The sequence below is a fragment of the Neptuniibacter sp. QD72_48 genome (assembly GCF_047778065.1).
Classification (GTDB): Bacteria; Pseudomonadota; Gammaproteobacteria; order Pseudomonadales; family Balneatricaceae; genus Neptuniibacter.
The window spans coordinates 982,685-1,007,079 of record NZ_CP180547.1 but is presented as its reverse complement, the minus strand read 5'-3'; the positions used below and the strand labels follow the sequence as shown (position 1 = coordinate 1,007,079).

At 44.8% G+C, this 24,395-nt stretch carries 20 protein-coding genes; 17 read left to right on the top strand and 3 right to left on the bottom strand.

The window, feature by feature from the left end; all coding sequences use genetic code 11:
• The first annotated feature begins 78 nt into the window (after nt 1-78).
• The 6 genes from ACMXYX_RS04355 to ACMXYX_RS04330 all read left to right on the top strand — a co-directional run bounded on the left by ACMXYX_RS04355 (nt 79) and on the right by ACMXYX_RS04330 (nt 7,867).
• Nucleotides 79-1,047: a DUF4114 domain-containing protein gene (locus tag ACMXYX_RS04355; protein WP_415883788.1), complete on the top strand. Its 969-nt coding sequence runs from the start codon at nt 79-81 to the stop codon at nt 1,045-1,047.
• Nucleotides 1,048-1,250: 203 nt separating this feature from the next.
• Nucleotides 1,251-2,699, top strand: coding sequence for a lipopolysaccharide biosynthesis protein (locus ACMXYX_RS04350; RefSeq protein WP_415897695.1), 1,449 nt, complete (start codon nt 1,251-1,253; stop codon nt 2,697-2,699).
• A 2-nt stretch (nt 2,700-2,701) separates the two neighbouring features.
• The gene (locus ACMXYX_RS04345) at nt 2,702-4,066 is read left to right on the top strand and encodes an O-antigen ligase family protein (RefSeq protein ID WP_415897694.1); all 1,365 of its coding nucleotides are present in this window, start codon (nt 2,702-2,704) and stop codon (nt 4,064-4,066) included.
• A 133-nt stretch (nt 4,067-4,199) separates the two neighbouring features.
• A complete protein-coding gene (gene glmS / locus ACMXYX_RS04340; RefSeq protein WP_415883785.1) occupies nt 4,200-6,005 on the top strand; it encodes a glutamine--fructose-6-phosphate transaminase (isomerizing) in 1,806 nt (601 codons plus the stop codon).
• Nucleotides 6,002-6,733, top strand: a complete 732-nt coding sequence (locus ACMXYX_RS04335; protein ID WP_415883784.1) for an acyltransferase — start codon at nt 6,002-6,004, stop codon at nt 6,731-6,733. Before glmS ends, ACMXYX_RS04335 begins: the two co-directional genes overlap by 4 nt.
• Before the next feature lie 12 nt (nt 6,734-6,745).
• Nucleotides 6,746-7,867 (top strand): glycosyltransferase, encoded by a 1,122-nt coding sequence (locus tag ACMXYX_RS04330; protein ID WP_415883783.1) that lies wholly within the window; start codon nt 6,746-6,748, stop codon nt 7,865-7,867.
• A 68-nt stretch (nt 7,868-7,935) separates the two neighbouring features.
• Here the strand turns inward: ACMXYX_RS04330 and ACMXYX_RS04325 are convergent, their stop codons facing one another.
• Complete coding sequence (locus ACMXYX_RS04325) at nt 7,936-8,247, bottom strand: hypothetical protein (protein ID WP_415883782.1); 312 nt, start codon at nt 8,245-8,247, stop codon at nt 7,936-7,938.
• 342 nt (nt 8,248-8,589) lie between these two features.
• Here ACMXYX_RS04325 and ACMXYX_RS04320 point away from each other — a divergent pair, with 342 nt between their 5' ends.
• The 10 genes from ACMXYX_RS04320 to ACMXYX_RS04275 all read left to right on the top strand — a co-directional run bounded on the left by ACMXYX_RS04320 (nt 8,590) and on the right by ACMXYX_RS04275 (nt 18,621).
• Complete coding sequence (locus ACMXYX_RS04320) at nt 8,590-9,723, top strand: beta-ketoacyl-ACP synthase III (protein ID WP_415883781.1); 1,134 nt, start codon at nt 8,590-8,592, stop codon at nt 9,721-9,723.
• A 222-nt stretch (nt 9,724-9,945) separates the two neighbouring features.
• A complete protein-coding gene (locus ACMXYX_RS04315; protein ID WP_415897692.1) occupies nt 9,946-10,440 on the top strand; it encodes a hypothetical protein in 495 nt (164 codons plus the stop codon).
• Nucleotides 10,430-11,929, top strand: a complete 1,500-nt coding sequence (locus ACMXYX_RS04310) for a GumC family protein (protein ID WP_415883779.1) — start codon at nt 10,430-10,432, stop codon at nt 11,927-11,929. The genes ACMXYX_RS04315 and ACMXYX_RS04310 overlap by 11 nt, the downstream gene beginning before the upstream one ends.
• The gene (locus ACMXYX_RS04305; RefSeq protein ID WP_415897691.1) at nt 11,926-13,017 is read left to right on the top strand and encodes a glycosyltransferase; all 1,092 of its coding nucleotides are present in this window, start codon (nt 11,926-11,928) and stop codon (nt 13,015-13,017) included. Before ACMXYX_RS04310 ends, ACMXYX_RS04305 begins: the two co-directional genes overlap by 4 nt.
• A 1-nt stretch (nt 13,018) precedes the next feature.
• Nucleotides 13,019-14,200 carry a glycosyltransferase family 2 protein gene (locus tag ACMXYX_RS04300; protein WP_415897690.1) on the top strand — a complete coding sequence of 394 codons (1,182 nt, stop codon included), beginning with the start codon at nt 13,019-13,021 and terminating at the stop codon, nt 14,198-14,200.
• 22 nt (nt 14,201-14,222) lie between these two features.
• The gene (locus ACMXYX_RS04295; protein WP_415883776.1) at nt 14,223-14,858 is read left to right on the top strand and encodes a sugar transferase; all 636 of its coding nucleotides are present in this window, start codon (nt 14,223-14,225) and stop codon (nt 14,856-14,858) included.
• A gap of 238 nt (nt 14,859-15,096) precedes the next feature.
• A complete protein-coding gene (locus ACMXYX_RS04290) occupies nt 15,097-15,396 on the top strand; it encodes an STAS domain-containing protein (RefSeq protein WP_415883775.1) in 300 nt (99 codons plus the stop codon).
• Nucleotides 15,397-15,406: 10 nt separating this feature from the next.
• On the top strand, nt 15,407-15,796 hold the full coding sequence (locus ACMXYX_RS04285) for a hypothetical protein (RefSeq protein ID WP_415883774.1): 390 nt from the start codon (nt 15,407-15,409) through the stop codon (nt 15,794-15,796).
• The gene (locus tag ACMXYX_RS04280; RefSeq protein ID WP_415883773.1) at nt 15,793-17,886 is read left to right on the top strand and encodes an SLBB domain-containing protein; all 2,094 of its coding nucleotides are present in this window, start codon (nt 15,793-15,795) and stop codon (nt 17,884-17,886) included. The genes ACMXYX_RS04285 and ACMXYX_RS04280 overlap by 4 nt, the downstream gene beginning before the upstream one ends.
• Nucleotides 17,887-17,898: 12 nt before the next feature.
• On the top strand, nt 17,899-18,621 hold the full coding sequence (locus ACMXYX_RS04275) for a hypothetical protein (protein WP_415883772.1): 723 nt from the start codon (nt 17,899-17,901) through the stop codon (nt 18,619-18,621).
• Here ACMXYX_RS04275 and ACMXYX_RS04270 read toward each other — a convergent pair.
• Nucleotides 18,618-20,123 carry a SpoIIE family protein phosphatase gene (locus ACMXYX_RS04270; protein ID WP_415883771.1) on the bottom strand — a complete coding sequence of 502 codons (1,506 nt, stop codon included), beginning with the start codon at nt 20,121-20,123 and terminating at the stop codon, nt 18,618-18,620. The genes ACMXYX_RS04275 and ACMXYX_RS04270 overlap by 4 nt on opposite strands.
• A gap of 106 nt (nt 20,124-20,229) precedes the next feature.
• Here ACMXYX_RS04270 and ACMXYX_RS04265 point away from each other — a divergent pair, with 106 nt between their 5' ends.
• On the top strand, nt 20,230-21,684 hold the full coding sequence (locus ACMXYX_RS04265) for a sigma-54-dependent transcriptional regulator (RefSeq protein WP_415897689.1): 1,455 nt from the start codon (nt 20,230-20,232) through the stop codon (nt 21,682-21,684).
• Here ACMXYX_RS04265 and ACMXYX_RS04260 read toward each other — a convergent pair.
• Nucleotides 21,681-24,383: a response regulator gene (locus ACMXYX_RS04260; protein WP_415897688.1), complete on the bottom strand. Its 2,703-nt coding sequence runs from the start codon at nt 24,381-24,383 to the stop codon at nt 21,681-21,683. The two genes, ACMXYX_RS04265 and ACMXYX_RS04260, sit on opposite strands and share 4 nt — an antisense overlap.
• Nucleotides 24,384-24,395: the final 12 nt, after the last annotated feature.

Sequence of the window (24,395 nt, the reverse complement as noted above, 5' to 3'; positions counted from 1 at the left end):
ACATATGGAACAACTCTTGCTGCAATTTAATTAGCTCTATCAGTAATACCTTTAATGCATGCAGGTATGGGAGGAGATATGAAACATCAAATACGAAGTATGGTGTTCACAGGAGTGATGATTTCTATCGCGCAGAATGCCCTGGCCGCTGAGGATGAAACTGATTCCTTAGTAAATATTCAACTTGAAGAAGGACTGTTAACTGAAGTTCAAACTGCACTGCCTGAGAGTACAGTTGCTAATCAAGAATTTTTGGATACATCCTATGACCCTAATTTAACTCTACAAGAAGATGCGCATATCTCTATAACCTTTCTAGATGAAGGAGCTGGATATCGAAATTCTCTAGGTTATTTTACCTTCACCGATGATGCGTTTGATGGCTTAACCTTTGGAGACATCGATTTGGATGGCTCTGGTCATATCGGTATATCTGAATTACAGAATCTATCCGGTATAGACACAGGAATGATCTTTAACAATGTTTCAGAACAAGGAGGGGGAGGTAGTTTACTTTCAGGTGATACTGTCACACTTGGAGGTGCAGAAATCACTAATATCGATGGTACAAATTTTGACATGGAAGGGGGCACTGTCTTTGAAGCAGGTACTAATGTCGGTTTCTTCCTCCTTCAAAACGCCTGGGATGGCAGCCAAGTAAAAGGCTGGGACTATACCAGCTCTGATCCTTTAGCCATGTTCACTATCGATTTCTTAAACCCTGAGAATGATAGCTTTGCAACTATCGATAATGCAGATGAATATTCTCGCCATGTTGCCATGATGAGCAGTCTATCTGCTGAAGATGATCTCATTTTAGGCTTTGAGGATCTTGTAAGACCTTATGGCGACAATGACTTTAATGATGCCGTTTTCAGTATCAGAACAGACCCGGTAACCGCTTTGTATGCAGACGTTCCGACAACTGAAACCGTTATCAGTATGCAGGCGGCACCTGCACCTTCACTGGGCAGTGGTAGTGCGGGTTTATTAACGGCTCTACTCTGTTTTTTCACACTTAGACGTAAACCATTTAAATCAGCATAAGCTGAATACCTTAAAACTACCGAATACGGCCTACGGGCCGTTTTCGCATTTTGCGAATCAAAATTGAAATCCTCTCCTTTTTAAACCGATCAACTGTTCCCCAAAAAACCAAATAGCTGCTAACCAGCTGAATTTAAATACTTTCTCAAATATGGCCTGCAATTCGCTCCAATATTGAGTATCTGAATGAAAGGAGGCTTACCATGTTAAAACGTATAGCTAATTTACCCATCGCAGTTCAGCACAGTCTGATCTACGCTTCAGCCATTGCCCTCTCTAAAGGGTTGGCTTTGATCATGGTGCCAGTCTCTACTCATTTTTTAACTCCTGAAGATTATGGTCGCCTCGATGTTCTGCAAACCTTGGCTGACCTACTAAGTATTGTAATCGGTATGGGACTAGCTGAAACCTTATTCAGGTTTGCTGGCAGTGCCGACAATGAGATCGAAAAACGTAAAGCCAGTGCCAATATTTTTGGTATGGCGATCTGCCTTGGCGGGTTAGCGCTCATTTTAGGGCAGCTATTTGCTGGCCCTATCAGTCGATTGCTTCCAGGGGATATTGCCGAACTGGATACGCGCCTCATTCTCGCTAGCTTATCCATGGTTGGTACCATTTTAATACCCCTCGCATGGCTGCGTATGTCAGGTATGGCTTGGTCGTATCTAATAGGAACGGCAGGTCGAGTAGCATTACAGGTAGCGATTGCTGTACCGCTACTGTTTATGGGTTTCGGCGTGACAGGGGTGCTTTGCGCAACGTTAGCCTCTGCCATTTTGCTGTGTAGCTGGCTGATCCGGAAACAATTGAAAGATACGGGAATTAGCTTTGAGTTTTCACGCTTTAAAACCTATTCCATTTACGGTGGGCCACTGATCTTCGTAGGTATATCTGGCTTTGTTTTAGGTAGCTTTGACCGTTGGATTTTAGCCGATGCTGTAGGTACAGCCGAAATGGCACAATATGCCCTTGCGGCTAAATTCGGCCTGATTACTGCAGTATTGATTCAACCATTTGATCTATGGTGGCATGCCCGTCGTTTTAGTTGCCTCAAAGAAACCGACGGCAAAATCAGATGTGCCAAAATCGGAAGTTTAGGCGTAATGATCGCCATTATTGCCGCACTGTTTATCGCTGCTGCAGGACCAACGATAGTCCGTTTATTAACGCCTTCAACCTATCACGATTCAATTGCTTTTATCCCTTGGCTAGCGGCTTTAGCTGCAGTGCATAACATGACCTCAACACTCGCCTTTGGCGCGATGAGCGAAAACACCACTGTTCGCCCAGCGATGATTGATGGTGCTGCAGCTTTTATCGCACTTGTCGCCTATTTAACCTTGATTCCAATTTTCCATGCTTGGGGTGCTATTGCAGCCACTTGTCTGGCCTTAGGTAGTCGCTTAATCGCAACCTATTATGTAAGCCAGCGGTCATTACAGCTGCCATACCAATTGCGCCGCCTGTTATTCACAGGAACTGTAGGAGTACTCTGTATAAGCCTGATTTCATCTGCACCATTAAGCTGGTCAGTGTTACTGCAAAACTGCGCCATCATTTTTGGCTTTATCGCTACAGCTACTGTAGTGGGGCTGATTCCTATCCCGAAAAAAGTTCTGAGTATGACGACTCAACTACTAGATAGGTCATAGCGATGAATTTTCGAGTAGAGGGCAATGGCTCACAAATTTTAGTAGCACTCACCTGCATAGGTTTGCTGACTGCGGCTTGGTATCTCGTACCTCATCCTGCAGTCAGTGCCATTGCTCTACTACCACTGATGGTCTTGATTGGTTTACGCCTGCCCTTCTTGCTTTGCTTAGCTTTTATCGCTTTCTCTTTCTTTCGATTGCACGAGGTCTTTCCTCAGCTCTATCCACTGAAAATTCCACAACTACTCGCCATCGCAACACTGGGTTCTCTTTCTATTAACCTCATTACAAAACGCATTCAAGTTTTCTGGTGCCAAGAGCAATCTCTGTTTATGTGTTTTTTCTGCTTGGTCGTCATCGGTGCCGTGTTAGCAACCAACAGAGATGCCGCACTTACTTCACTAAACGGAACCTATGTAAAAATTGCACTCATGCTGATAGCGATTAGTTGGCTACTACGACAGGAAGCTCAGTTTAAAGTTCTGATCCTCAGCATGATGTTGTGTGGCATCGCAGTAGGCGTGATGGCGCTTTATAACAAGCAGATGGGACTGGAGCTTGTTGAAGGAACACGTGTCACAATAGGCCGTAGCATCGGCTCTATGCTAGGTGACCCGAATGACCTATCCCTGGTACTTTTATTTCCAGCTAGTTTTGCTTTAGCCAGCTTTATGACCCCAGGCTTTGGTAAAGCGATTAAACTGCTGAGCTTGTGTGCATTTCTTACGGTATTTTGCGCCATTATCGCCACTCAAAGCCGCGGCGGTATGCTAGGCATTTGTGCCGTCGGTGCTGTATTTGCTTGGTATAGAGTCAAAAATAAAATGCTGCTGATTGGTGCTGGTATTTGTGCACTGAGTATTTTATTTGTAATTGCGGGGGTGAGTGATCGTGCTTCAGGTGGTGCCCACGAAGAAGGTATTGATGAATCAGCCATGGGTAGGATCTATGCTTGGCAAGCAGCAATGGGCATGGCGATTCACCACCCAATTACTGGGGTTGGTCTTAATAACTTTATCTCCAACTACTTCGAATACAGCCCCCATTGGGATGGCAAAAACCATGCAGTTCACAGCACCTGGTTTGGCGTCATGGCCGAGACCGGGATACTCGGCTTCATCCTATTTATCGCGATAATTAGCAGTATTGCCAAAATAAGTCTGACAACCGTCCAGCATTTCCGCCCAAAGCCTAACCAACCTTACTCACCTGTTCTTTATGCCTGTGCCCAGTCGGTGCAAGCTGGACTGGCCGGTTTTTGTATTTCTGGCACCTTCCTCACTATGGGTTTTACTTGGCCTATCTACATTCTTTTATCTGTCGCAATCGCCCTTTCTCAATATCAAAAACGTCAATTAACAAAGTGATTCGCATTTTGCGAAAAACAGATTCAAACCCTCTCCACACAACACCTAACTCATTGAATTTAATAGATTTAACAAATGGCACAAGTCCTGCAAAACCTAGATATGACTTTAAAAAATCTGCAGGAGATTAGGCATGTGTGGAATAGTAGGCTCGATTAATCATAACGACATTGTCCCTGAGCTATTACAAGGATTAAGTAACATCGAATATCGCGGATATGATTCTGCAGGTATCTCAATACTTGCACCTAATGGCATCACTACCGTCAAACGAGAAGGGAAACTACAGCAACTCAAAAACCAACTTGATCAGATGCATCTATCTAGTTGTGCAGGAATTGGCCACACCCGATGGGCAACCCATGGTAAACCCAACGAACTAAACGCGCATCCCCACTCCAACAATGATGTTGCGGTGGTCCATAATGGCATTATTGAAAATTACATCGACTTAAAACAATGGCTACAAAGTGAAGGGTTCGTCTTTCAAAGCCAAACAGATACTGAAGTTATTCCTCATCTGATCAGCCTGTTTTTACAACAAGGCTATGAGCCTGAAAAAGCACTTAATCGTGCGCTCTCTCACCTTCAAGGCGCTTTCGCATTAGGCGTACTTTTTAAAGAAGATGAGCAACATGTTTATGCTGCGCGCCGGGGTAGCCCTCTGGTCTTAGGTAAAAGTGAGCAAGGTATGAGTTTAGGCTCAGACTCTATGGCACTCAGTGGTTCTCCAACTCATATTCTGTATTTAGAAGAAGGGGATCAAGCTTGTTTGGATCGTGAAGGGTTCAGTCTAGTCGACTCATCAGGCCGTATCATTAAACGAGAAATGCAGTTATTCGAAGCAGAAGACCACTCTCAGGATAAGCAAAACTATCGCCATTACATGCATAAAGAAATCCACCAGCAAGCAGATAGTGTACGTAATACGTTCTATCACACCCAGAGAGTACTCCCCGAGGCCCAGATAGATTTTAACCAAGTCGATAGACTCAATGTCATTGCATGCGGCACTTCCTTTTATGCAGCAATGGTCACTAAATACTGGTTTGAAAAGATTGCTAAATTGCCCGTTGATGTCGAAGTCGCATCTGAGTTTCGCTATCGCTCTCCTCTGTTGAGCAAACAAGGTATCTCGCTATTTATCTCTCAATCTGGCGAAACGGCAGATACTTTGGCAGCACTTCGTTATGCCAAGAAACAAGGTCAAAAAACTATAAGTATTGTGAATGTTGCAGAAAGCACCATCGCTCGAGAGACTGACTTCAGTATACAAACTCAAGCTGGGCCTGAAGTAGGCGTTGCATCAACTAAAGCATTTACTGCCCAGTTAACAGTCTTAGCAACCTTAGCCGTCCGTGCTGCTTTTTGCCGAAAAGAAATTGATCTAAATGAAGCCTCCAAATTAAGCCTCGAGCTTTCCACTATGCCCTCACAGGTTGAGCTGGTTTTACAACAAGAATCCTTGTTCGAGTCTATCGGTGCATCGATGCAAGATTGTCAGGATGCCTACTTTATCGGACGCGGCTCTAACTTCCCTATCGCTTTAGAAGGCGCGCTTAAACTAAAAGAGATCAGTTACATACATGCTGAAGGTTTTAGTGCAGGCGAGTTAAAACACGGTCCTATCGCCCTGATTGAAGAAGGTACACCAGTGTTTGTCATCGCACCTAATGACGATCTGCTGGATAAAACCAGAGCCAATATGGAAGAGGTTATGAGCCGTGGAGGACGCTGTATCTTCTTGGGTGATTCTGAAAGTATCCGTTCTCTTCGAGATCTAGAAGTTGAATCAGTCACACTGCCTAATGCTAACTCAATTGTAACCCCCATTCTGTTCACTATCGCGTTACAACTCATCGCTTATCACGCTGCGTTGGCGAAAGGTACCGACGTAGATCAACCTCGTAACCTAGCTAAATCGGTGACAGTAGAATGAACACACTCCAAGGGCTTAAACAGTGGATAAAAGCAGGTAATCATCCACTGGCCCGTACTTTAAAGACCTGTCATTACACACTGCACAATTTCGAAATACCGGCGGTAAATGTGGTGTTTAAACCCATTCGCATGGGGCACACATTGTGTACTGGATTGCTAAGCGGTATCGCACGGGTATTTTACTGGACACCCATGTTTAAAACTCGCTTAAGCCAAGCAGGCCGACAGTTATACATATACGGTGGTATGCCACTCGTCCAAGGTAGCCTTGAGATAAGTATGGGTGATCGCTGCCGTATATCTGGTCAAACAACCTTCTCCGGTCGATGGAGTGGCACAGAAACGCCACAACTAATTATTGGCAACAATGTGGGTATCGCATGGCAAACCACCATCGCTGTCGGTACTAAGGTGGTTCTGGAAGATAACGTCCGTATCGCAGGCCGTGGTTTTCTAGCAGGCTACCCAGGCCACCCAGTTGATGCAAAAGCTCGTGCCAAAGGCCTTCCGGATACAGAAGATCAGATTGGCGACATCATCCTACGTAAAGATGTATGGCTAGGTTCCGGGGTCACGGTAATGAAAGGAGTCACTATTGGTGAAGGAACCATTGTGGCTGCGGGTAGTGTGGTGACTGAAGATCTACCTCCGTTTGTGATCGCTGCTGGCGTTCCTGCAAAAGTGATCAAACCACTGTCTCAACCTAAACCCTGCAAAGTGGCTTAAAGGAGAGCTCTCATGAATATCGATCTATTAGTTTTTGGTGAGGACTGGGGGGGACACCCCAGTAGCACCCAGCACTTAATGAAGCACCTTTTAGCAGACAATGAAGTTTTATGGGTAAACTCTTTAGGCTTAAGAAGACCAAGGATGAACCTACGCGATATGGGCCGTATCTGGAATAAACTCAAAGCCTTACTCAAGGCACCGACACCGAACCTTTCCGGCTTACACCCCTGCTTGGTCAATCCTATGGCGCTGCCATTTCCGGGTAGCTCTCTTGCGAGAACAGTCAATAAAGAGTTACTCACCAACAAACTTCGCCCTTATCTGAAGGATCAAAGCCAAGCTCCGATTTTATGGACTTCGTTACCCTCTGCTGTGGATGTTGTGGGCAAAATGGGCGAACGCGCTGCCATCTACTATTGTGGTGATGACTTTTCTGCCCTAGATGGGGTGGATCACGCGCCAGTCGCCAAGATGGAAGAGGAATTAGTTAAAAAATGTCAGCTAATTATTGCCGCAAGTCCTAAGCTGGCGGAGAAATTCCCTGCTCAAAAAACCTTGGTATTACCCCATGGCGTCGATTGCGAGATGTTCGGACAACCAGCAGAACGTGCATCTGACCTTCCTGATGGTCCGGTCGCTGGGTTTTACGGTGCGCTAGCAGGCTGGTTTGACCAAGAACTATATATTGAAGTTGCTAGACGCCTCCCCCACTGGACCTTCGTTTTGATCGGCCCTGCGCACACCGATATCAGTTTACTGTTAAAACAGCCTAATATTGTTTGGTTAGGCCCTAAGCCTCATCATGAGCTGCCTCGCTATAGTCAGCACTGGGATGTTGGATTGCTTCCCTTCCTTCGCAATGAACAAATTGAGGCCTGTAACCCGCTAAAATTACGCGAGTACCTTGCTGCGGGTAGCCCCGTTGTGAGTACAGAATTTCCGGCTTTAGACGGTTATCGTGATCTAGTGAAAGTAAGCAATGTTGCAGATGGTTTTGCTGCGGCTATCGAAGAGATTGGGCAAACCGAAAAGCATAGAGAACTAATGAAGGAGATCCGACGTAATCGGGTGAACCGCGAAAGTTGGACTCAACGCGCCGAGGACTTAAAAGAGATGCTGAATAATCTCTAAAAGAAAAGCTTATGATTCTTCAGGGGAAAGACCATCGCGTCTAATTCCCCTGAGAAAGGAGAATAACCTTAGACAATTCTAAGAATCTCCCAATATTGTGAACCGGAGACAATATAAGGCTCAAGCTCCTTACTCCATGCTTTGTGAGCCTCAATATCCCCTAACTTTTGCCAAGATTCATCAAGCTCAGTTAACCCGGAGATAACCACTTCCGAAATAACAACAGACTCTTTCGCTCCTACAGACCCTGTGACAATTCTTACTTTGTCAGAGGTCCATCCTATTTGGCTACCAATCTCATCAAACCAACGAGACAGTGAATCAATGACTGTTTGTTTGTGTCCAAAACGCGCATCTATATGCCATCTTGCAAGCATCATACTCCTTTCCTCCTTTAGAAAAGGTTCCATAGAACGGCGAGTTAAAATGCATAAGTTATTTAACTATCCGATGGACGATCAACAAACCTTCCTGACACACAAACCATAGTGGCTGATCAGATTTTCAGCGAGAAAGTAGCAGTAATCTCTTCGGAATTATTTTCATAGTGAGAAGCGACCGATTGGCAACGGCCATTTTGAAGTTCAACTGAGACAACTGAAGAAAATTGCTAGTAAATAATAACGCTTATGTTAATGGCATAAGCTATGTTTAGCGGGACAATCTAACGTTGGCTTTTATAACGATTGCAGCCCTATAACCTGCCCTGCCGAGACAATTTTATGAATTCGATATTTTCCCCAGTCGTCATTAGCGGTTTCGGTCTTTGGACCCCTAACTACAGCATTAGTAACGAAGAATTGGTAGAGGCCTATAACCAATACGCCGAGAACTATAACCAGCAAAATGCCGATGAGATTGTTGCTGGCAAGTGCGAAGCCAAACCATTATCAAATGCTGAATTTATCGAAAAAGCTTCGGGCATTAAAAGTCGATTTGTCTACCGCAAAGAAGGCGCACTCGATCCAGAAAGAATGCGCCCTTACATTGAACCTAGAAGCAATGATCAGCTTTCCCATCAAGCAGAAATGGCGGTAGCAGCCGCAAGCAAAGCGCTAGTAAAAGCGAATAAAAGCGCGGCTGATATTGATGCAGTGATTGTCGCTTGCTCCTATACCGAAAGAGCTTACCCAGCTATTTCTATTGAGGTGCAACAAGCATTAGGTATTCAGGGTTTTGCCTTTGATATGCTGGTTGCCTGTTCTTCTGCCACTTTTGCTCTGCAGCGGGGCTATGAGATGTTAACGGCAGGTACGGCGAAAGCGGTTTTGATCATTAATCCAGAATTAACCTCACCCCAGAATAACTGGCGTGATCGAGATAGCCATTTTATTTTTGGTGATATAGCTGTCGCTACGATAATGGAGAACGCCGATAGCTGTACTTCAGAAGAGAGTTACGATGTACTAAGTACCAAATCCGTGACGCTTTTCTCCAACAATATTCGCTCTAATTTTGGTTACCTTGCCTACACCAATGATAGCGATCCCTTTGGGCAGGATAAGTTCTTTATTCAACAGGGTAGGAAGGTGTTTAAAGAGGTCTGCCCTATGGCCGTAGAGCACCTCTCGACCCAACTAGCGTCTTTGGGGATTGAAAACCAGCAAGTCACTCGCTGGTGGCTGCATCAGGCCAATATCAATATGAATCAACTGATCGGTAAAAAGTTATTAGGCCGAGAAGCCTCGCAAGAAGAGGCTCCGATCATCTTAGATCAATATGCCAATACAGCCTCTGCCGGCTCACTTATCGCATTCAACCTATACCAATCCGATCTCAAGAAGGATGATTTAGGCGTTATCTGTTCCTTTGGTGCAGGCTATTCCATAGGTAGCTTAGTGATTAGAAAGCGTTAATTTCGCAAAAGATACCGCTTCCGGAATACCTCTCAAGCTTATTCTCATTTTGAGAATCAGCTTGAGAAAAACCTCAAAAAGCCTAGTTCACCTCGCCTAAACAGCTCTCTCCACAAACAACGAACCCCTAGTATTCATGGGGCTTGTAGATCATTTTATTTAGGTTGGCCTAAAAGCTGCAATTTCTTGAGCAATAACAAAATTTTGCTCAGGAGATAGACCATGTGCTCTAAGTTTATTGCAACCACCCTGTTTACTTGCAGCCTTTTTTCACTGACAGGATGTACTGCAGCACTAAAAACCATGGATATAGGTTTTTTAGGCTCCGAAGACACACCTGTAGCAGAAGAAAGCATCAGCATAGACCAACTTCTCTCCCGTGCCCGCGGCGAGAAAGGTTACGCAGATAACCACGTCCCTCGTGAACTTGTTTTACGCTTCGAGGATGACAGCGTGGCATTAGATGAAAATCAAAAAAATAACCTCAACGAATATGCCAATGCCCAGCCTTCAAAGCTCAGTGTCGAATGCTCACCGAGTGAAAGTTCAGATCGGTTTGTAGCGGTCGGTGTAGGTATCAACCGTTGTAACGCTGTTAGTAACTTCCTGGAAAAGCGCGCTAAGAAAACCGATATGCGCTTATCCCCTTCATTAGCGCCAAATCAGGTGCTGATCAAAAAAGCCAATAACCTAACGGTAGCCAACCATGATTCGTAGCGCATTAGTCAAAAACATCGCGTCCATTCTGTGGGCTGGATGGAGGCGTCGTTATTTAATCGCGCTGCCTATTTTGCTTATGCCATTTATTGGTTTGGCGATCGGCATTCTATCGCCTAAAAAATATGAAACAACCACCACTATCTTGTTTCAAGAAGCCTCTGAACATAATCCATTTCTAGAGGATCTATCGATCGCGACTAACCTTCGCCATCGTATGGAAGCACTCAACGCTCTTCTGCATAGCCGCCATATTCTTGCGGGCGTCGCTTGGCAACGCGAGATGATTACTGAAGAGATGGATGAGAAAGAGAAAGCCTACATCATCGGTCAGCTATCTAAATCTCTTACCGCAAAACTGGTCGGCGACAACCTGATTAAGATCTCTTACAAAGCCGAAGACAAAACACATATGAAAGAGACGTTGTCTGTGGTCAGTATGCGTTTTGTCGAGCGCGTCCTTGCGCCGCAACGTTCATCAATAGTTCAATCTGAAACTTTCCTCGCTAAAGAGCTAGAAACTCGAAAAGCGGATCTTCAAACTGCGGAAAAAGCATTAGCCGAATATAAAAATGAGTTCGCTAGCGAGCTACCGGCATTGCATGGTGCTAATGTCGCGCGCTTATCCAATCTGAAAGCCTATATCGCTGAACGCCGCATCGAGCTTGAAGGCGCTAAAGCCGCTCAAGCAAGCCTAGCGTTGCGCCTATCACAAACGAACCCAGTCGTCGGAAAAATTGAGGAAGCCATCATCAACGTGATGGCAGAGCTGACCCAACTTCGCGCTCGGTACACCGACGAGCACAGTCAAGTGCAGCATGTGCTTGCTCAGTTACAGTCTTTAGAAAGAGAGCGCAGCCGCATTTTAAAGAGTATGAAAGCTCTTAACCAAGGCGACCTCAATAAAGTAAAACTTGAACGCCTTTGGGCGATCGCCACTACCGCAACGACCAATGAATCAGAGCAAGGTGGCAATCAACACCCACTGCTTATTTCCCAGTTAGAGCGCCTTCAGCAAGCCGACGACCATATTGAACGTTTAAGCAAAGAGGTTAGCTCCTTAACTTCTGAGATAGAAAACCTACAAAACCGCGTGAATGGCTACGGCCAGCACGAGCGTCGTTTAAAAGAACTGGAGCGCGACATTCAGGTTCGCCAAAAAATCTATGAAGACTTAGCCGAACGTCATGAGATGGCCAGAGTGACTCGCTCACTTGGTAAAAATGAAGAGAGTGAACGGGTAAAACTGATCGATCCACCTTTTGAACCTTTGGCACCTATCAACCTTCCCCTTATCGCCTTTGTTATTGCCGGCGTTGTTGCGGGCATCGGACTTGGTTTTGGGCTCGCTGTAATCGCAGAAGTCCTCGATACCACCGTTCGTCGTAAAGACACCTTAACAGAGATGTTAAATGTCCCTGTGCTCGTTCGAATTCCGCCGCTTGAGAAAGATTTAAACGATATAGCATTGCAGGAGAGTACATCGTGAATACCGTAATCGTACAAATCGTCCAACATCTCCGCCCTGGCGGAATTGAGACTATGGCTTTAGACCTGTTAAACCAACTGAGCAATAAAGCCGATGTCTATATTTTTAGCTTAGAAGGCAGTTATGAAGAAGCGGTAAAAGAGTGGCCAAGACTGGAACAATACCGATCTCAACTGCAATTTTTCCACAAAAAAGAGGGCATCAGTCCGCGCTTATTTTTGCGTTTAAAAAGCGCATTAAAAGAGATCAACGCTACCGCTATTCATACTCACCATATCGGTCCTCTGCTTTACGGTGGCATAGCGGCGAAATTATTAAAACTACCTCATGTTCATACTGAACATGATGCTTGGCACCTGAATGCCTCCGCGAATAAACGTTTGCAAAATCACCTGATTCGCTTCCTGAAATTCACGCTAGTTGCAGACTGTGAAGCGGTAGCAAACGAGCTGTTACACCACTTCCCTAATAGTCGCCCTGATATTATTCAGAACGGCGTAGATACTACACACTTCAGCCCTCCAACCCCGATCGAAAAATTAAAAAGTAGGAAACATTTAAACCTACCTGTACAAGGAGCCTTGCTAGGCTGTGCCGCAAGGCTGGAAGCCGTAAAAGGTCATGAGCTGCTGCTTAAATCCTTAAGTCATACGCATACTAACTTATCTCTGGTTTTAGCTGGGGATGGCTCCTTACTCGATCATCTAAAAAATGTCGCTTTTGAGCTGGGTATCAGAGATCGAGTGTTCTTCCTAGGCCATCTAGATGACACCCGTCCCTTCTATCACGCGATTGATATTTTCTGCCTCTCATCTCTTAACGAAGGTTTACCACTTTCACCATTAGAAGCCCAGGCCTGTGGTGTACCTGTGATCGTGACCGATGTTGGGGGGTGTAAAACCATTGTCTGTCCAGACTCGGGAGACCTTATTCCTCCCGGAAGCCTCATAGCACTGCAACATGCCATTTTACGCCAATATCTGATGCCTAAGCGCCACAGCCCAAGAGAGTTTGTCTTGAAGAAAGGCAACCTGCATAAAACCGCTGACGCTTACTTCGAACTACTTTCACAACCAAAGGAGGCATAAAATGATTATCTTACTATTGAGCTTATTTGCGTTGAGCTGGGTCTTAATTATCTATCACCATATTGCTTATCCTCTGATCATGAATCAGTTGAATAAGACGCAAACTTCTAAGCAAGAGAAAGAAATAGAAGAAGAACCTAACTACCGAAGCCTTTGCATCTTTGTACCAGCATATAACGAAGCTGACTTCATTGCTGATAAGCTGAGAAATATCGCCAGTCTAGATTACCCAAGTGAGAAGCTTCAGGTCATTATCGCCTGCGATGGCTGCAAAGATAGAACAGCAGAAGTCGCTCGCGAGGCTTTAACAGAACCAGAGCTAGCTCACTTAAACGTAAATATCCTCAACTTCCGAGAAAACCACGGCAAAGTAGCACTAATCAATCAAATTATTCCAAATATTGATGCCGAAATAGTGGCGTTAAGTGATGCTTCCGCGCTGATCTCATTTGATGCTTTAAAACTGGTTAATCACCACTTTAATAACCCTAAAACCGGTTTGGTGGCAGCCACCTACAAACTCTTATCCCCAGGAAGTGAGGGAGAAAAGCAGTATTGGAACTATCAAACTAAGCTCAAGCAAGGTGAAGCACGTATAGGTAGCACGATAGGTGTCCATGGCGCTTTGTATTTTATCCGCCAAACCTTATTCACTCCGTTACAGGTAGATACGATCAATGATGATTTCATTCTGCCTATGCAGATCATTGAGCAAGGTTACGAAGGTAAATATGACAGCGATCTAATCGGCCTAGAATTAGAAGCGTCTTCCCTCGATATGGATCATAAACGCCGTATTCGTATCGCCGCGGGGAACCTACAACAGGTACTCAGACTAACTAAGCTACTATCACCAAGCTTTGGTGGAACAGCCTTTAGCTTCTTTTCCGGTAAAGCGCTACGAGGCCTGATGCCGCTGATCTTGCTCGCTCAGTTTGTATTGTGCGGTTTGCTAGCGCTCTATCTAGATGCTTTTGCTATCTTCACCGCACTACAACTGCTAGGCATTGGACTAGCACGCCTATCCACACTGATTCCCGAAAACAAAACTCCAACTCATATCTTATATAAACCTTTCAAACTCGGATTTTATGTCATAAACGGTTACTACAACGGCCTTACTGGATGCCTTCGCTATCTAGCCGGATTAGAAAAAGGCCATTGGAAATCAGTTAGAGATTAATGCCATATAAGGAGATATCACCATGAACAGTTATATTCCAACACCCGTAATTTTTGCTAAACGTTTGATGGATATAGTGGTTGCAATCACAGGGCTCATTATTTGCCTGCTTCTATACCCTTTTATCGCATTGGCCACTTACATTAGCTCTCCCGGTCCTATTCTGTTTAAGCAGCTACGCATTGGACATGCCAATGGCGAAAAAACAGAGCTCTTCTGGATGTATAAGTTCCGAACCATGCGCTTAGATGCAGAAGCAATTTCCGGGGCCACTTGGGCGACCGAAGATGACCCAAGAGTTACACCGGTAGGACGCTTTTTACGGAAAACCCGCTTGGATGAGCTACCACAGTTTTTTAATGTCCTAAAAGGCGATATGTCGTTGATTGGCCCGCGTCCAGAACGTCCAGGCTTCTATCAAAAACTAGAGCAAGCTATTCCTTTCTTTGCAGAACGAACTTGGGGGATCAAACCGGGTATTACTGGCCTCGCTCAGGTTAATCAAGGTTACGACCGCACCATCGATGATGTGCGCTCCAAGGTTGCCTTTGATCATGCCTACGCACTCAGTCTTGGAAGTTTAGTTGGCTGGCTCCGTTCGGATTTGGGCATCATGTTTAAAACCCTCATCGTAATGGTTTGTGGACGGGGACAATAAGCATGGACACAGGATAAACGCTCAGAGTTAACCCAAACCTTCAGCTCTGAGCTCACCCGATTCCACCAATAGAGCGATCAAAATAGGTTTTACAATTTGATTCTCAAAATGAGAATAGTGAACTACATTCTCATAAAAATAGATCCAAACAATATCAAACCCCCTATAAATCAAAGCGTTAAATCTCTGGCATAGGTATTGCTCCTTCTTAGTTATAACTGACATAAGGAGAATCGTTATGCCAACTTTAGAAGCTGTACAAAATGAACTACACCTAGAGATTGAAGGATCATTAGACGCCCTTGCCGTAGAAATTCTTCGACCAAAATTCGATGAATTAATACAGGATCAATCTGACGTAGTACTTAACTTAGGAAAAATTGAGTTTATCGATTCTTCCGGTATTGGTGCCATTGTCTTCTTATTCAAACGCTTACGTTCAAAAGAACGAACATTAAGCCTTTGTGGTGTTCATGGTCAGCCTCTAGAGCTGCTGAAACACCTACGTATTGATCAATCGATCACTGTTCAGGACTGAGGCCAGAACAATGAAATTGATCTCACTATTACTGTTACACACAACGCTACTGACCTCTTCCGGCTGCTTCTACTTAGTGCCGGAAGGCGAAGGCGGAGTGGCGGAGCGTTTCCCAATTAAAAATGAAGTCCCCACTCTGCAATCTAGGCTAAAAAAGTGCGAAGCGGTCATTAGTGAACACAATTTAGATGGCAAACAAGACCAATACCCAGCGATCTATCAAGAGATTCAATTGCTGGTCACCCGTAGCAGAAGACTGTATGAGGCGAATTACCTTATGCAAGCACAGCTACCTTTAGAGCAAGCAGAAAAGTTACTGCAAATTTTAGAGAACCAAGCTGCTTCCTTAAGAGTGAAAAGTCATTGCAACCAACAGCTAACTCAGGAGGCATGCATATGATCCCTCTAATCAGAACACTCATCTTATTTGTACTTTTCAGCGGTAACCTTTGGGCTGAAACACTTCGCCCAGGAGACATGATTCAGATAAAACTACCGGGTGAAAGCGCATTTGAACAAAGCTTTCAGTTGGACCAACAGGGACAGATCGTTTTGCCTGAGATTGGTGCGATCAACCTCGAAGGCCGCAACTTAGGTGAAGCCAAAGCCCTGCTTAAAAATCGCCTTGGAAGCGTTTATAAGGATCTATCAAAATTTGATATTTCTCTGCAGGAACGCCGCCTTTCAGTCACTGTATTAGGCTATGTAAAAACGCCAGGTGCAGTAGATCTTCCTATTAATTCCAACGTCCAAATGGCGATTAACAAAGCCGGTGGTCTTGCACAAGGTGCACAACTCAACAAATTGCAGATCCGCAGAAACAATAAGCTGATCGAATTTGATTACAAACGTTATTTAGACAGTGGTGATCCTAGCTCCCTACCCGATCTAAATCCTATGGATGTAATCTTTGTGCCAGCATCTCCACTGATCGGTAATGTCCAGGTCGATTTCGATGCCCGCACACTGACTGCATCTGGTGATGCCGGTAAAAACGGTGAATCGGTAAAAGTATTTGGTGAGGTTCATCGCCCAGGTACCTTTGCCTATAAAGAAAAAGCATCAGTAATGGATCTAATAATGCGTGCTGGTGGTGTAACACGTTATGCCGGTATCGAGCAGATTCGTGTTATCCACAACGGTCAGCCTTTCCCATTCAACATGCGTGAATATCTAGATACGGGTAACCCTGCCCTTATGCCTGAAATTCATCAGGGTGATGTGATCTTTATCCCTCAAGCAACCGAGCAAGTTCAGAGTGGCTCTCGTACTGTTTATGTCATGGGTGAAGTTTTCAAACCCGGTGCTATGGAGATGGGTGAAGAAAGTGGTTTCTACGATCTATTAGCGACTGCAGGTGGTCCAACGCGTTTTGCTGAAACCCGTCAGATTCGCATTATCCGTGCTGATGGCCAAGTCGTTCCTTTTGACTTACAAGGCTATGTCGATGGTCAACGTCGCGGCAGTTTGCCTGAAATTCTTCCGGGTGATGCGATCCTTGTACCCGAAAAAACCGATATGAATGAGAAAAGCTGGTTAAAGGTACATCCAAATAGAGCCGTTAAAATTATTGGTGCGGTCAGAAGACCAGGCCGCTATGAGTGGGCATCAGAGATGACCATGATGGATCTGATTGCCCATGCCGGTGGCCCTATTGCCAGTGCCGATACAGCTCACCTACAGATTCTGCAGAATCGTGGTAACGGCGTCACTGAGTCTGTTAGTTTTGACCTAAAACATTTCCTAGATAAAGGTGGTGATATTCGCCAGATCCCACGAATTCGCGCCGGTGATACTGTGGTGATCCCAGAACTACCTAAAGACCCAAATGACAACCGCTCACAGTGGGTAAGACAATCTAGCGACCGTTCTATTTATATCTTTGGTGAAGTCGGTGCGCCTGGCCGTTACGCATTTAACAATGAACTAAACTTCCTTGATATTTTGTCCGCAGCACAAGGCCCTACTGGTTTGGCTGATCTATCTAGTGTGCGTATTACTCACCGTAAGCAGGGTAAAACTGAAGTAAGCCATCTTAATCTACACAACTATTTTCAAACAGGTGATGAAACTCTGCTGCCTACAGTGAAAAACGAAGATGTGATCTTTATCCCGAAACGTGACCGCGCATGGTTAGAAAAGCCAAAAGAAACCGTAGTTAGAGTACTAGGTGCGGTTGCTCGCCCTGGTCGCTATAGCTTTGATGACAATATGACCGTCTTGGATCTGTTAGCCGAAGCCGGCGGTCCACTAAACAGCGCTCTGCAGGATCGAATTATGGTGATTAACCGCATTGATGGTGAAGCACATTCGCGTCTATTTGACCTAGTCGATTTTGCAAAAACCGGTGATTATCGCGACCTTCCAGTTATACGCTCAGGCGACACATTATATGTACCAGGTCGAGAACAAAGTACTTGGTATCGATTTGTTAGCACCTTACAGGAATCAGTCACTGTTATATCGTTTGCCACATTAGTAGGTCTGTAAAGGAGAAAAGGGATGTTAGCTTTGCATAGACATAGTGCAATAGAAACCGTATACGCGAGAGTTCTGCGTCAGAATCTACAACAATTTACCATCTGTAGTACCCAATCTGACGCAGGCAATACCTCCCTAGCCTTAGCCGTAGCCACAAGGGCAGCAAAGGCAGGTAAACGGGTTTTGTTGATAGAGCTCAATCCTAGTAGCCCACAACTAGTTACTTGGCTGTCACTTAAAAATACTGAGTGGTTACCTTTAACCGGTCACTGGGAACATGCTGCACAAGAAACTGACGTACCGGGCTTGATGGTTTTAAACTGCCCGGTGCAATCGAGCCATTGTGTCGAATTTAGGGATCTAGAAACATTGAAACTGTTTTTTAACAGCTGCCTAAATCTGTTCGATATGGTTATCTGCGACAGTGCTCCGGTTCTAACTGAAAAATCACAACTTCAAAACGACAACCATCTGCCAGTAGATATTATCTGTTCAGCAAGCAAAGCAACTCTGTTAAATATTGTGACCGGGCGAACTACTGAATCACAGGTTGATGAAGCAAGAGAAACGTTAAAAAATAGTGGAGCTATTCTGGCAGGGGTCATTATGAATGACCGTTTCGCCCCGTCTCTGCAACAAGAATTAATCCGGGAAACCTATCGGTTTGAAAAAAGATTTCCCAAACTTATGCGTTACTTGCGAGAACGCTTTAGTCACATGACTTTATTGAATCAGGAGCTCTAACTATCCACCCGTTCCAGCAAGATCAGTGTTAGATCATCATTAGGAGCAGACAGGTTCAAACGTGCTTGCAGCAGATGATCAGCCGCTGCCGCTAAAGGTAATTGACGACTACGTTCAATAACTGCTTTTAGCTCTTTTGGCATCTCAACCGCCGCGTCGTTAAAACCATCTGAATAGAGCAAAACCCTATCGCTGACCTCTAGAGAAAAGCACGCTTGTTGATAGCCCTCAATCCCCATACCGAGCATCGGCGACTTAGCCTCAATGTCTTTTATCTCGGTATCACTAAACAAGATAGGGCTCGGATGGCCGGCATTGATAATGGCTACCTCGCCCTCAGGTGATAAGGTCATTGCCGCCATAGTAGCCAAGGTTTCTTTGAGGACCGGATCTTCATCAAAACCTAAAGCTAATTGATTAAACAAGGCGGGTAATTCTATACCCATCGAAGAGTAAGCAGAGCAAAGCCCTCTTAAATAGCCAGCAAGGGCGTAAGAGAACCCTTTCGCTGAAAGGCCATGCCCCATTAAATCGGCAAATAGAAATAGAGATCGATCCTTTTGTGGATAAAACTGAACTAAATCCCCACCTCCTGCTTCTGGATTGACGGTCCTTAACTCGATCTCATAACCTTGGATCTTCTTAGGAAGACTTGGTCGTAATCCTAGCGTGACCTTTTGATCTACCTCTTGATGTATCTGCGCACTCAGGTGCTCGCGCCTGCAAACGACCCTTTGGATCGTACTCAGCAGTTGCTCTCTACTAACCGGCTTGGAAAGCAAATCATCAATTGGACGCCTTAGGGCTTTGTTCAACAGTTCCGGTTCGATACAACCAGTCACATAGATAAACGCAGTATCAGCAACATCGGGGATATGGGAGATTTTGTCGAATAAGGCGGGGCCGTCTGCTTGTGGCATGTGGATATCACACACTACCAGATCAGGTTTATATTTGAGAACAGCTTGAAACGCCTCTGCCACAGAGGCAGCGCTCAGCACTTTATATTGAGATAGTAGGTATTGCTCGATCACTAAGCGATAAGCAGGATCATCATCAACGACTAGCACGGTAAGGGCTGATTCAGCCTGTGGCCTCGATTGACGCAAGACCATAACGTTACAGGCATCATCACGATAACAGGCTGGTACATAGTGCATATCATCAAAGTAATGGGCTAATAGCTTTAACCCCATACCGCTCTCAGCAGCGATTAGATCCTCCGGATCATCAAGCATTTGACTAAACTGACTAAAGCTCGGGCCGTTATCACGCAGTTCTAGCCAGTAATCAAATTGATCACGCATTAATGTCAGAACAACTTCAGTCGGCTTTGGATCGGGGTAACGCGATAGATTAACAATTAACTCTGCAGTCGCTAACAAGAATGCATCTCTGTTTTTACACTCCAATTGCTCCAGCAGCGTACCGAGTTCTTCACGTACTCTACGCGCTTCTTCCAGCTGAGGTTGCAAATGCCATTCGCCTAATAATTCTGTCATTTCCCTGCCCAAACCGATATCGGATAAAATTCAATCACTTGGTGCTTGTAACAGCCTACCCTGTAGCATAGGCTAAAGGTAGGTTTTTGGTTGGAGAGGACGTCCTATGCCCGTACCTGAAGTTAATCGTATTCTGCTAGTTGAAGATGATGTTTCCATGGCGGCGGTTTACCGCAGCTACCTCACTGGTTTGCCATACCAGATTCACCATGAAGAAACAGGTGCAGGAGCATTAGCAGCCTTAGATAATGAGAGCTTCGACGGTATTCTCCTCGATCTCAGTTTACCCGATATGAACGGGATAGAAATTCTCGAAAAGATAAATCAAGAAGAGATCACTACCGAAGTCATTGTCACTACAGGCGATTGCTCGATGAATACCGCTATCGAAGCGATGCGACTGGGTGCGCGGGATTATCTGGTCAAGCCGTTCAGCAAAGACCGTTTAGTTACCACACTCAATAACACCTTCGAAAGCCAAAAACTCAAACGAATTGTTGAAACCTATCGAGAAGAGATTGATCGTCACAACTTCTGTGGCTTTATTGGTTCTTCTCTATCGATGCAGCGGGTCTATCAAGTCATCGATAGCGCGGCGAGCTCAAAAGCTACCATTTTTATCACTGGCGAAAGTGGTACAGGTAAGGAGGTCTGCGCAGAAGCAATCCACCAGCGGAGTGAACGCCAAAAATCCCCTTTTATTGCTCTAAACTGTGGCGCTATCCCAAAAGACCTTATTGAAAGCGAAATCTTCGGTCATAAAAAAGGCGCTTTTACTGGAGCCGTTAGTGATCGAGATGGTGCTGCCAGCGCCGCAAATGGCGGTACTCTGTTCCTTGATGAAATCTGTGAAATGGAGCTTGCTCTTCAATCCAAGCTACTGCGTTTTTTACAGACCGGCACCCTACAAAAAGTCGGCAGTGATAAAACCGAAAAGGTTGATGTTCGCATTGTCTGCGCAAGTAACAAAGATCCGCTCGCTGAAGTTCAAGCAGGTAACTTCCGCGAAGATCTGTATTACCGATTACACGTTCTGCCGATCCACCTTCCGCCTCTACGAGAACGAGAGAATGACGTTATTGAGATAGCCCAAAGCTTCTTAACTCAGTATGCCGAAGAGGAAGGTAAAGGCTTTAAGCGCTTTGAACCTGAAACAGAGCTTATTTTAAGCAACTACGATTGGCCGGGTAATGTGCGTCAGTTACAAAACGTTGTCCGAAATATTGTGGTACTACACAACGGTGATGAAGTTACTCAAGCTATGTTACCTGCTCCATTGGATAGCTGTATCAAACCAGTGCAATCGGCAGCAGTACATAGCATGGCTGCTGCAACCCCAGAACCTATGGCTGCGGCACCCGCATTTGTAGCTTCAGATATATCAAGCCCAGTTCAGGATCAACTGTCAGAGTTAATCAGACCAATGGCAGATGTAGAACGTGAAGCAATTGAACGAGCCATCGATCTTTGTGGGGGCAATATTCCAACAGCAGCACACTATCTGAAAATCAGCGCTGCTACCATCTATAGGAAACGTAATAGTTGGAAAGAAAACGCTTAAGCTTTTCTTTCCAATATAAACTGATCTAAACAATCTAAGCTTTGCTGAGCGAGCGCAAGAAAATCGAGCAACGATCCTCTTGCGCATCCACCCTCTCGACATACCTTCTCAAGACTTCTGGCTTTCTTAGATAGGGCCATCAAGCCGTACAGTGCTGAGCTACTACCGATCGTATGGAGGTTGCGTTCGAGTAATGCATCATCGATATCTGGGTTAGAAAGCTCCTCTAGCCTTTTATCGACATCCTCTTTGAACACATTGACCAGTTGGGGTAGAACTTCTTCAGAGGTATCACGTGCTAACTGATTCACATAGTCAGGTTCAAGCAGCTCTGTGCCATCATCTGTAACCACTGAGTCGATACTCTGTTTACTTGAATCAACCTTGTAAGTAGCCAATAAAGGTGAAATGACCTGAACCAGCACTTTTTTATCTAATGGCTTTTCCAGATAACCTGACATCTCATATTGATTTATCTTTTCTCTGTCTTCAGGCATGACGTACGCAGTAAAAGCGATGATCGGTGTACAGTCCCAATCATCTCGCAAACGCATTTTTTTTGTTGTCTCATAGCCATCCATATCGGGCATGGATATATCCATTAAGATCAATTGGAACCGACCGGGCTGGTAGGCTTCAATCGCCTCAGCACCACTGGATACACAAACCGTTTTAAGTCCTAAGGCTACCAACATATGTTCAACGACAATCCGATTAGTCGCACTATCATCGACCACTAAAACAGAAGCATTAAATCTGACATCACCGGTGACTGCTGCACTGTTAGCTGGAACTTCTGATTCAACAACAGCTAGAGAGAAGCTAAATGTGCTACCTTTACTCGGTTCACTGCTAAATTGCAGTTCGCCACCCAGTAAATTCACCAGTTTTTGGCTAATTGAAAGGCCTAAACCTGTACCCTCATATGGACGATTTTGCGTATTGCTGATGGTGGTGAATTCAGAAAAAATCTGTCCTTGTTCATCCCAAGGAATACCTATGCCGGTATCAACCACTTTAAAGCCCAAACGGTAGTCAGATTGTAAATTTACTTGGAGGCTGACCTCACCATAATCCGTAAATTTAATCGCATTGCTGAGCAGGTTTAACAGTATCTGGCGCAATCGTTGTTCATCTATTTCAATCCAATCAGGTACTGACGGATCAATCTGAAAATTGAGTACAATAGATTTCTCTTCCACCCGCGGCATCAGTAACTGCTCAAGCTGACTTAGTAGCAAGCGCAAGTTACAAGGCGCTGGAACTATTTCTAGTTTATCTGCTTCTATTTTCGAGAAATCGAGAATATCCGAGATAATAGTGAGTAAGCCTTGCCCCGACGCTAAAGCGCTTTCTACAAACTTAGATTGGGAGCCATCAAGTTGCGTATCTTGTAGTAGTTGAAGTAGCCCTAAAACACCGTTTAAAGGCGTGCGAATCTCATGACTCATCATTGCCAAGAAACGTCCTCTAGCGCTATTTGCACGGTTCGCTTCGGATACCGCTTTTTCAAGAGAAAATTGGGTTTGCTTTAACTCGCTGATATTTAGATGGGAAACGATAATTGCACCGTTATCCGCTTGCGTCTCATGGATCTCAATCCATACATTTGGCTGAAGCTCGTATTGCTTAATGATCGGAAGTGATGCGTGTAACGCTAGCTGATGTTCTATCCACTGTTCAGGGTTGTTCTGAGCTTCGCAAAACAGCCCTTTTTCTACACAGTTTCGAAAAAATGACTCATAGGTGACACTGCCGGAAAGATCGACACCATATTCGCTGTATAGATTTCTAAATTGACGATTAAATCTAAGTAACTTGTCTCCAGCTCCAAACAGCGCAAAACCATCTTGCGCCATTTCTAACGCCCCGATGAGCAGTTCATTCTCACTTTCTGCACTAACTCGACGGCTAATATCTCTGATCATTCCCAAAAATTTTGAATGCCCTTCAATCTCCATTTCCGTGACACTCAATTCTATCGGGAACACCTCACCATTTTTTCGTACACCAACAAGTCTTCTCTGATTCCCTAAAAGCTCTTTTAAACCATCCCCTGTATTGTTAACTAAGTAATAGTCATATTGACTTCGATAAGGCTCAGGCAATAAAAGAGAGAAATCCCTACATCTCAGATCATTTTTGGAATAACCAAAAATCCTTTCAATAGCTTTATTTGCTGATGCAATTTTTCCCAGATCATCAATGGTAACAATACCATCGATAACCGTGTCTAAAATAACCTGTAGCTGGGTAGCAGTAGCTTTGGGAGATAGGTCAGTCGCAGTTGCCAAGACATTATGTTGGACTGAAGGTGACTCAGCTTTCAAATTTGTTTGCGAAAGCGATATATGTAGGTGCTCTACAAGCTCTTGGTTACTCCAAGGCTTCGCTAAGAATTTATGAACAACACCGCTATGAACAGCTTTAAGAACCGTATCAAAATCAGAATGCCCACTCAGTATAATCCGCTTAGTGTCAGGCCATTTAGCTTCCACCTTGGTCAGCATTTCAGTACCTGATAATCCCGGCATCCGATAATCAGATAAAATAACCTCTGCTCTGTTTTCACTAAGCCATTGTAGAGCGTCCTCCCCTGATGAAGCCGTTGCGAAAGTGATATCTGCTCGGCGCATCAAACGCTGTAAAGAAGCCAAGATATGGGGTTCATCATCTACCAACAGTACCTGAACATCCATACATCACCCTTT

Bases quoted from the DNA above. Each gene is read 5' to 3' on its own strand.
- ACMXYX_RS04300 (WP_415897690.1), top strand. From the start codon at position 13,019: ATGATTATCTTACTATTGAGCTTATTTGCGTTGAGCTGGGTCTTAATT.
- ACMXYX_RS04330 (WP_415883783.1), top strand. From the start codon at position 6,746: ATGAATATCGATCTATTAGTTTTTGGTGAGGACTGGGGGGGACACCCC.
- ACMXYX_RS04355 (WP_415883788.1), top strand. From the start codon at position 79: ATGAAACATCAAATACGAAGTATGGTGTTCACAGGAGTGATGATTTCT.
- ACMXYX_RS04325 (WP_415883782.1), bottom strand. From the start codon at position 8,247: ATGATGCTTGCAAGATGGCATATAGATGCGCGTTTTGGACACAAACAA.
- ACMXYX_RS04280 (WP_415883773.1), top strand. From the start codon at position 15,793: ATGATCCCTCTAATCAGAACACTCATCTTATTTGTACTTTTCAGCGGT.
- ACMXYX_RS04285 (WP_415883774.1), top strand. From the start codon at position 15,407: ATGAAATTGATCTCACTATTACTGTTACACACAACGCTACTGACCTCT.
- ACMXYX_RS04335 (WP_415883784.1), top strand. From the start codon at position 6,002: ATGAACACACTCCAAGGGCTTAAACAGTGGATAAAAGCAGGTAATCAT.
- glmS (WP_415883785.1), top strand. From the start codon at position 4,200: ATGTGTGGAATAGTAGGCTCGATTAATCATAACGACATTGTCCCTGAG.
- ACMXYX_RS04320 (WP_415883781.1), top strand. From the start codon at position 8,590: ATGAATTCGATATTTTCCCCAGTCGTCATTAGCGGTTTCGGTCTTTGG.
- ACMXYX_RS04260 (WP_415897688.1), bottom strand. From the start codon at position 24,383: ATGGATGTTCAGGTACTGTTGGTAGATGATGAACCCCATATCTTGGCT.
- ACMXYX_RS04315 (WP_415897692.1), top strand. From the start codon at position 9,946: ATGTGCTCTAAGTTTATTGCAACCACCCTGTTTACTTGCAGCCTTTTT.
- ACMXYX_RS04290 (WP_415883775.1), top strand. From the start codon at position 15,097: ATGCCAACTTTAGAAGCTGTACAAAATGAACTACACCTAGAGATTGAA.
- ACMXYX_RS04295 (WP_415883776.1), top strand. From the start codon at position 14,223: ATGAACAGTTATATTCCAACACCCGTAATTTTTGCTAAACGTTTGATG.
- ACMXYX_RS04265 (WP_415897689.1), top strand. From the start codon at position 20,230: ATGCCCGTACCTGAAGTTAATCGTATTCTGCTAGTTGAAGATGATGTT.
- ACMXYX_RS04350 (WP_415897695.1), top strand. From the start codon at position 1,251: ATGTTAAAACGTATAGCTAATTTACCCATCGCAGTTCAGCACAGTCTG.
- ACMXYX_RS04275 (WP_415883772.1), top strand. From the start codon at position 17,899: ATGTTAGCTTTGCATAGACATAGTGCAATAGAAACCGTATACGCGAGA.
- ACMXYX_RS04270 (WP_415883771.1), bottom strand. From the start codon at position 20,123: ATGACAGAATTATTAGGCGAATGGCATTTGCAACCTCAGCTGGAAGAA.
- ACMXYX_RS04310 (WP_415883779.1), top strand. From the start codon at position 10,430: ATGATTCGTAGCGCATTAGTCAAAAACATCGCGTCCATTCTGTGGGCT.
- ACMXYX_RS04345 (WP_415897694.1), top strand. From the start codon at position 2,702: ATGAATTTTCGAGTAGAGGGCAATGGCTCACAAATTTTAGTAGCACTC.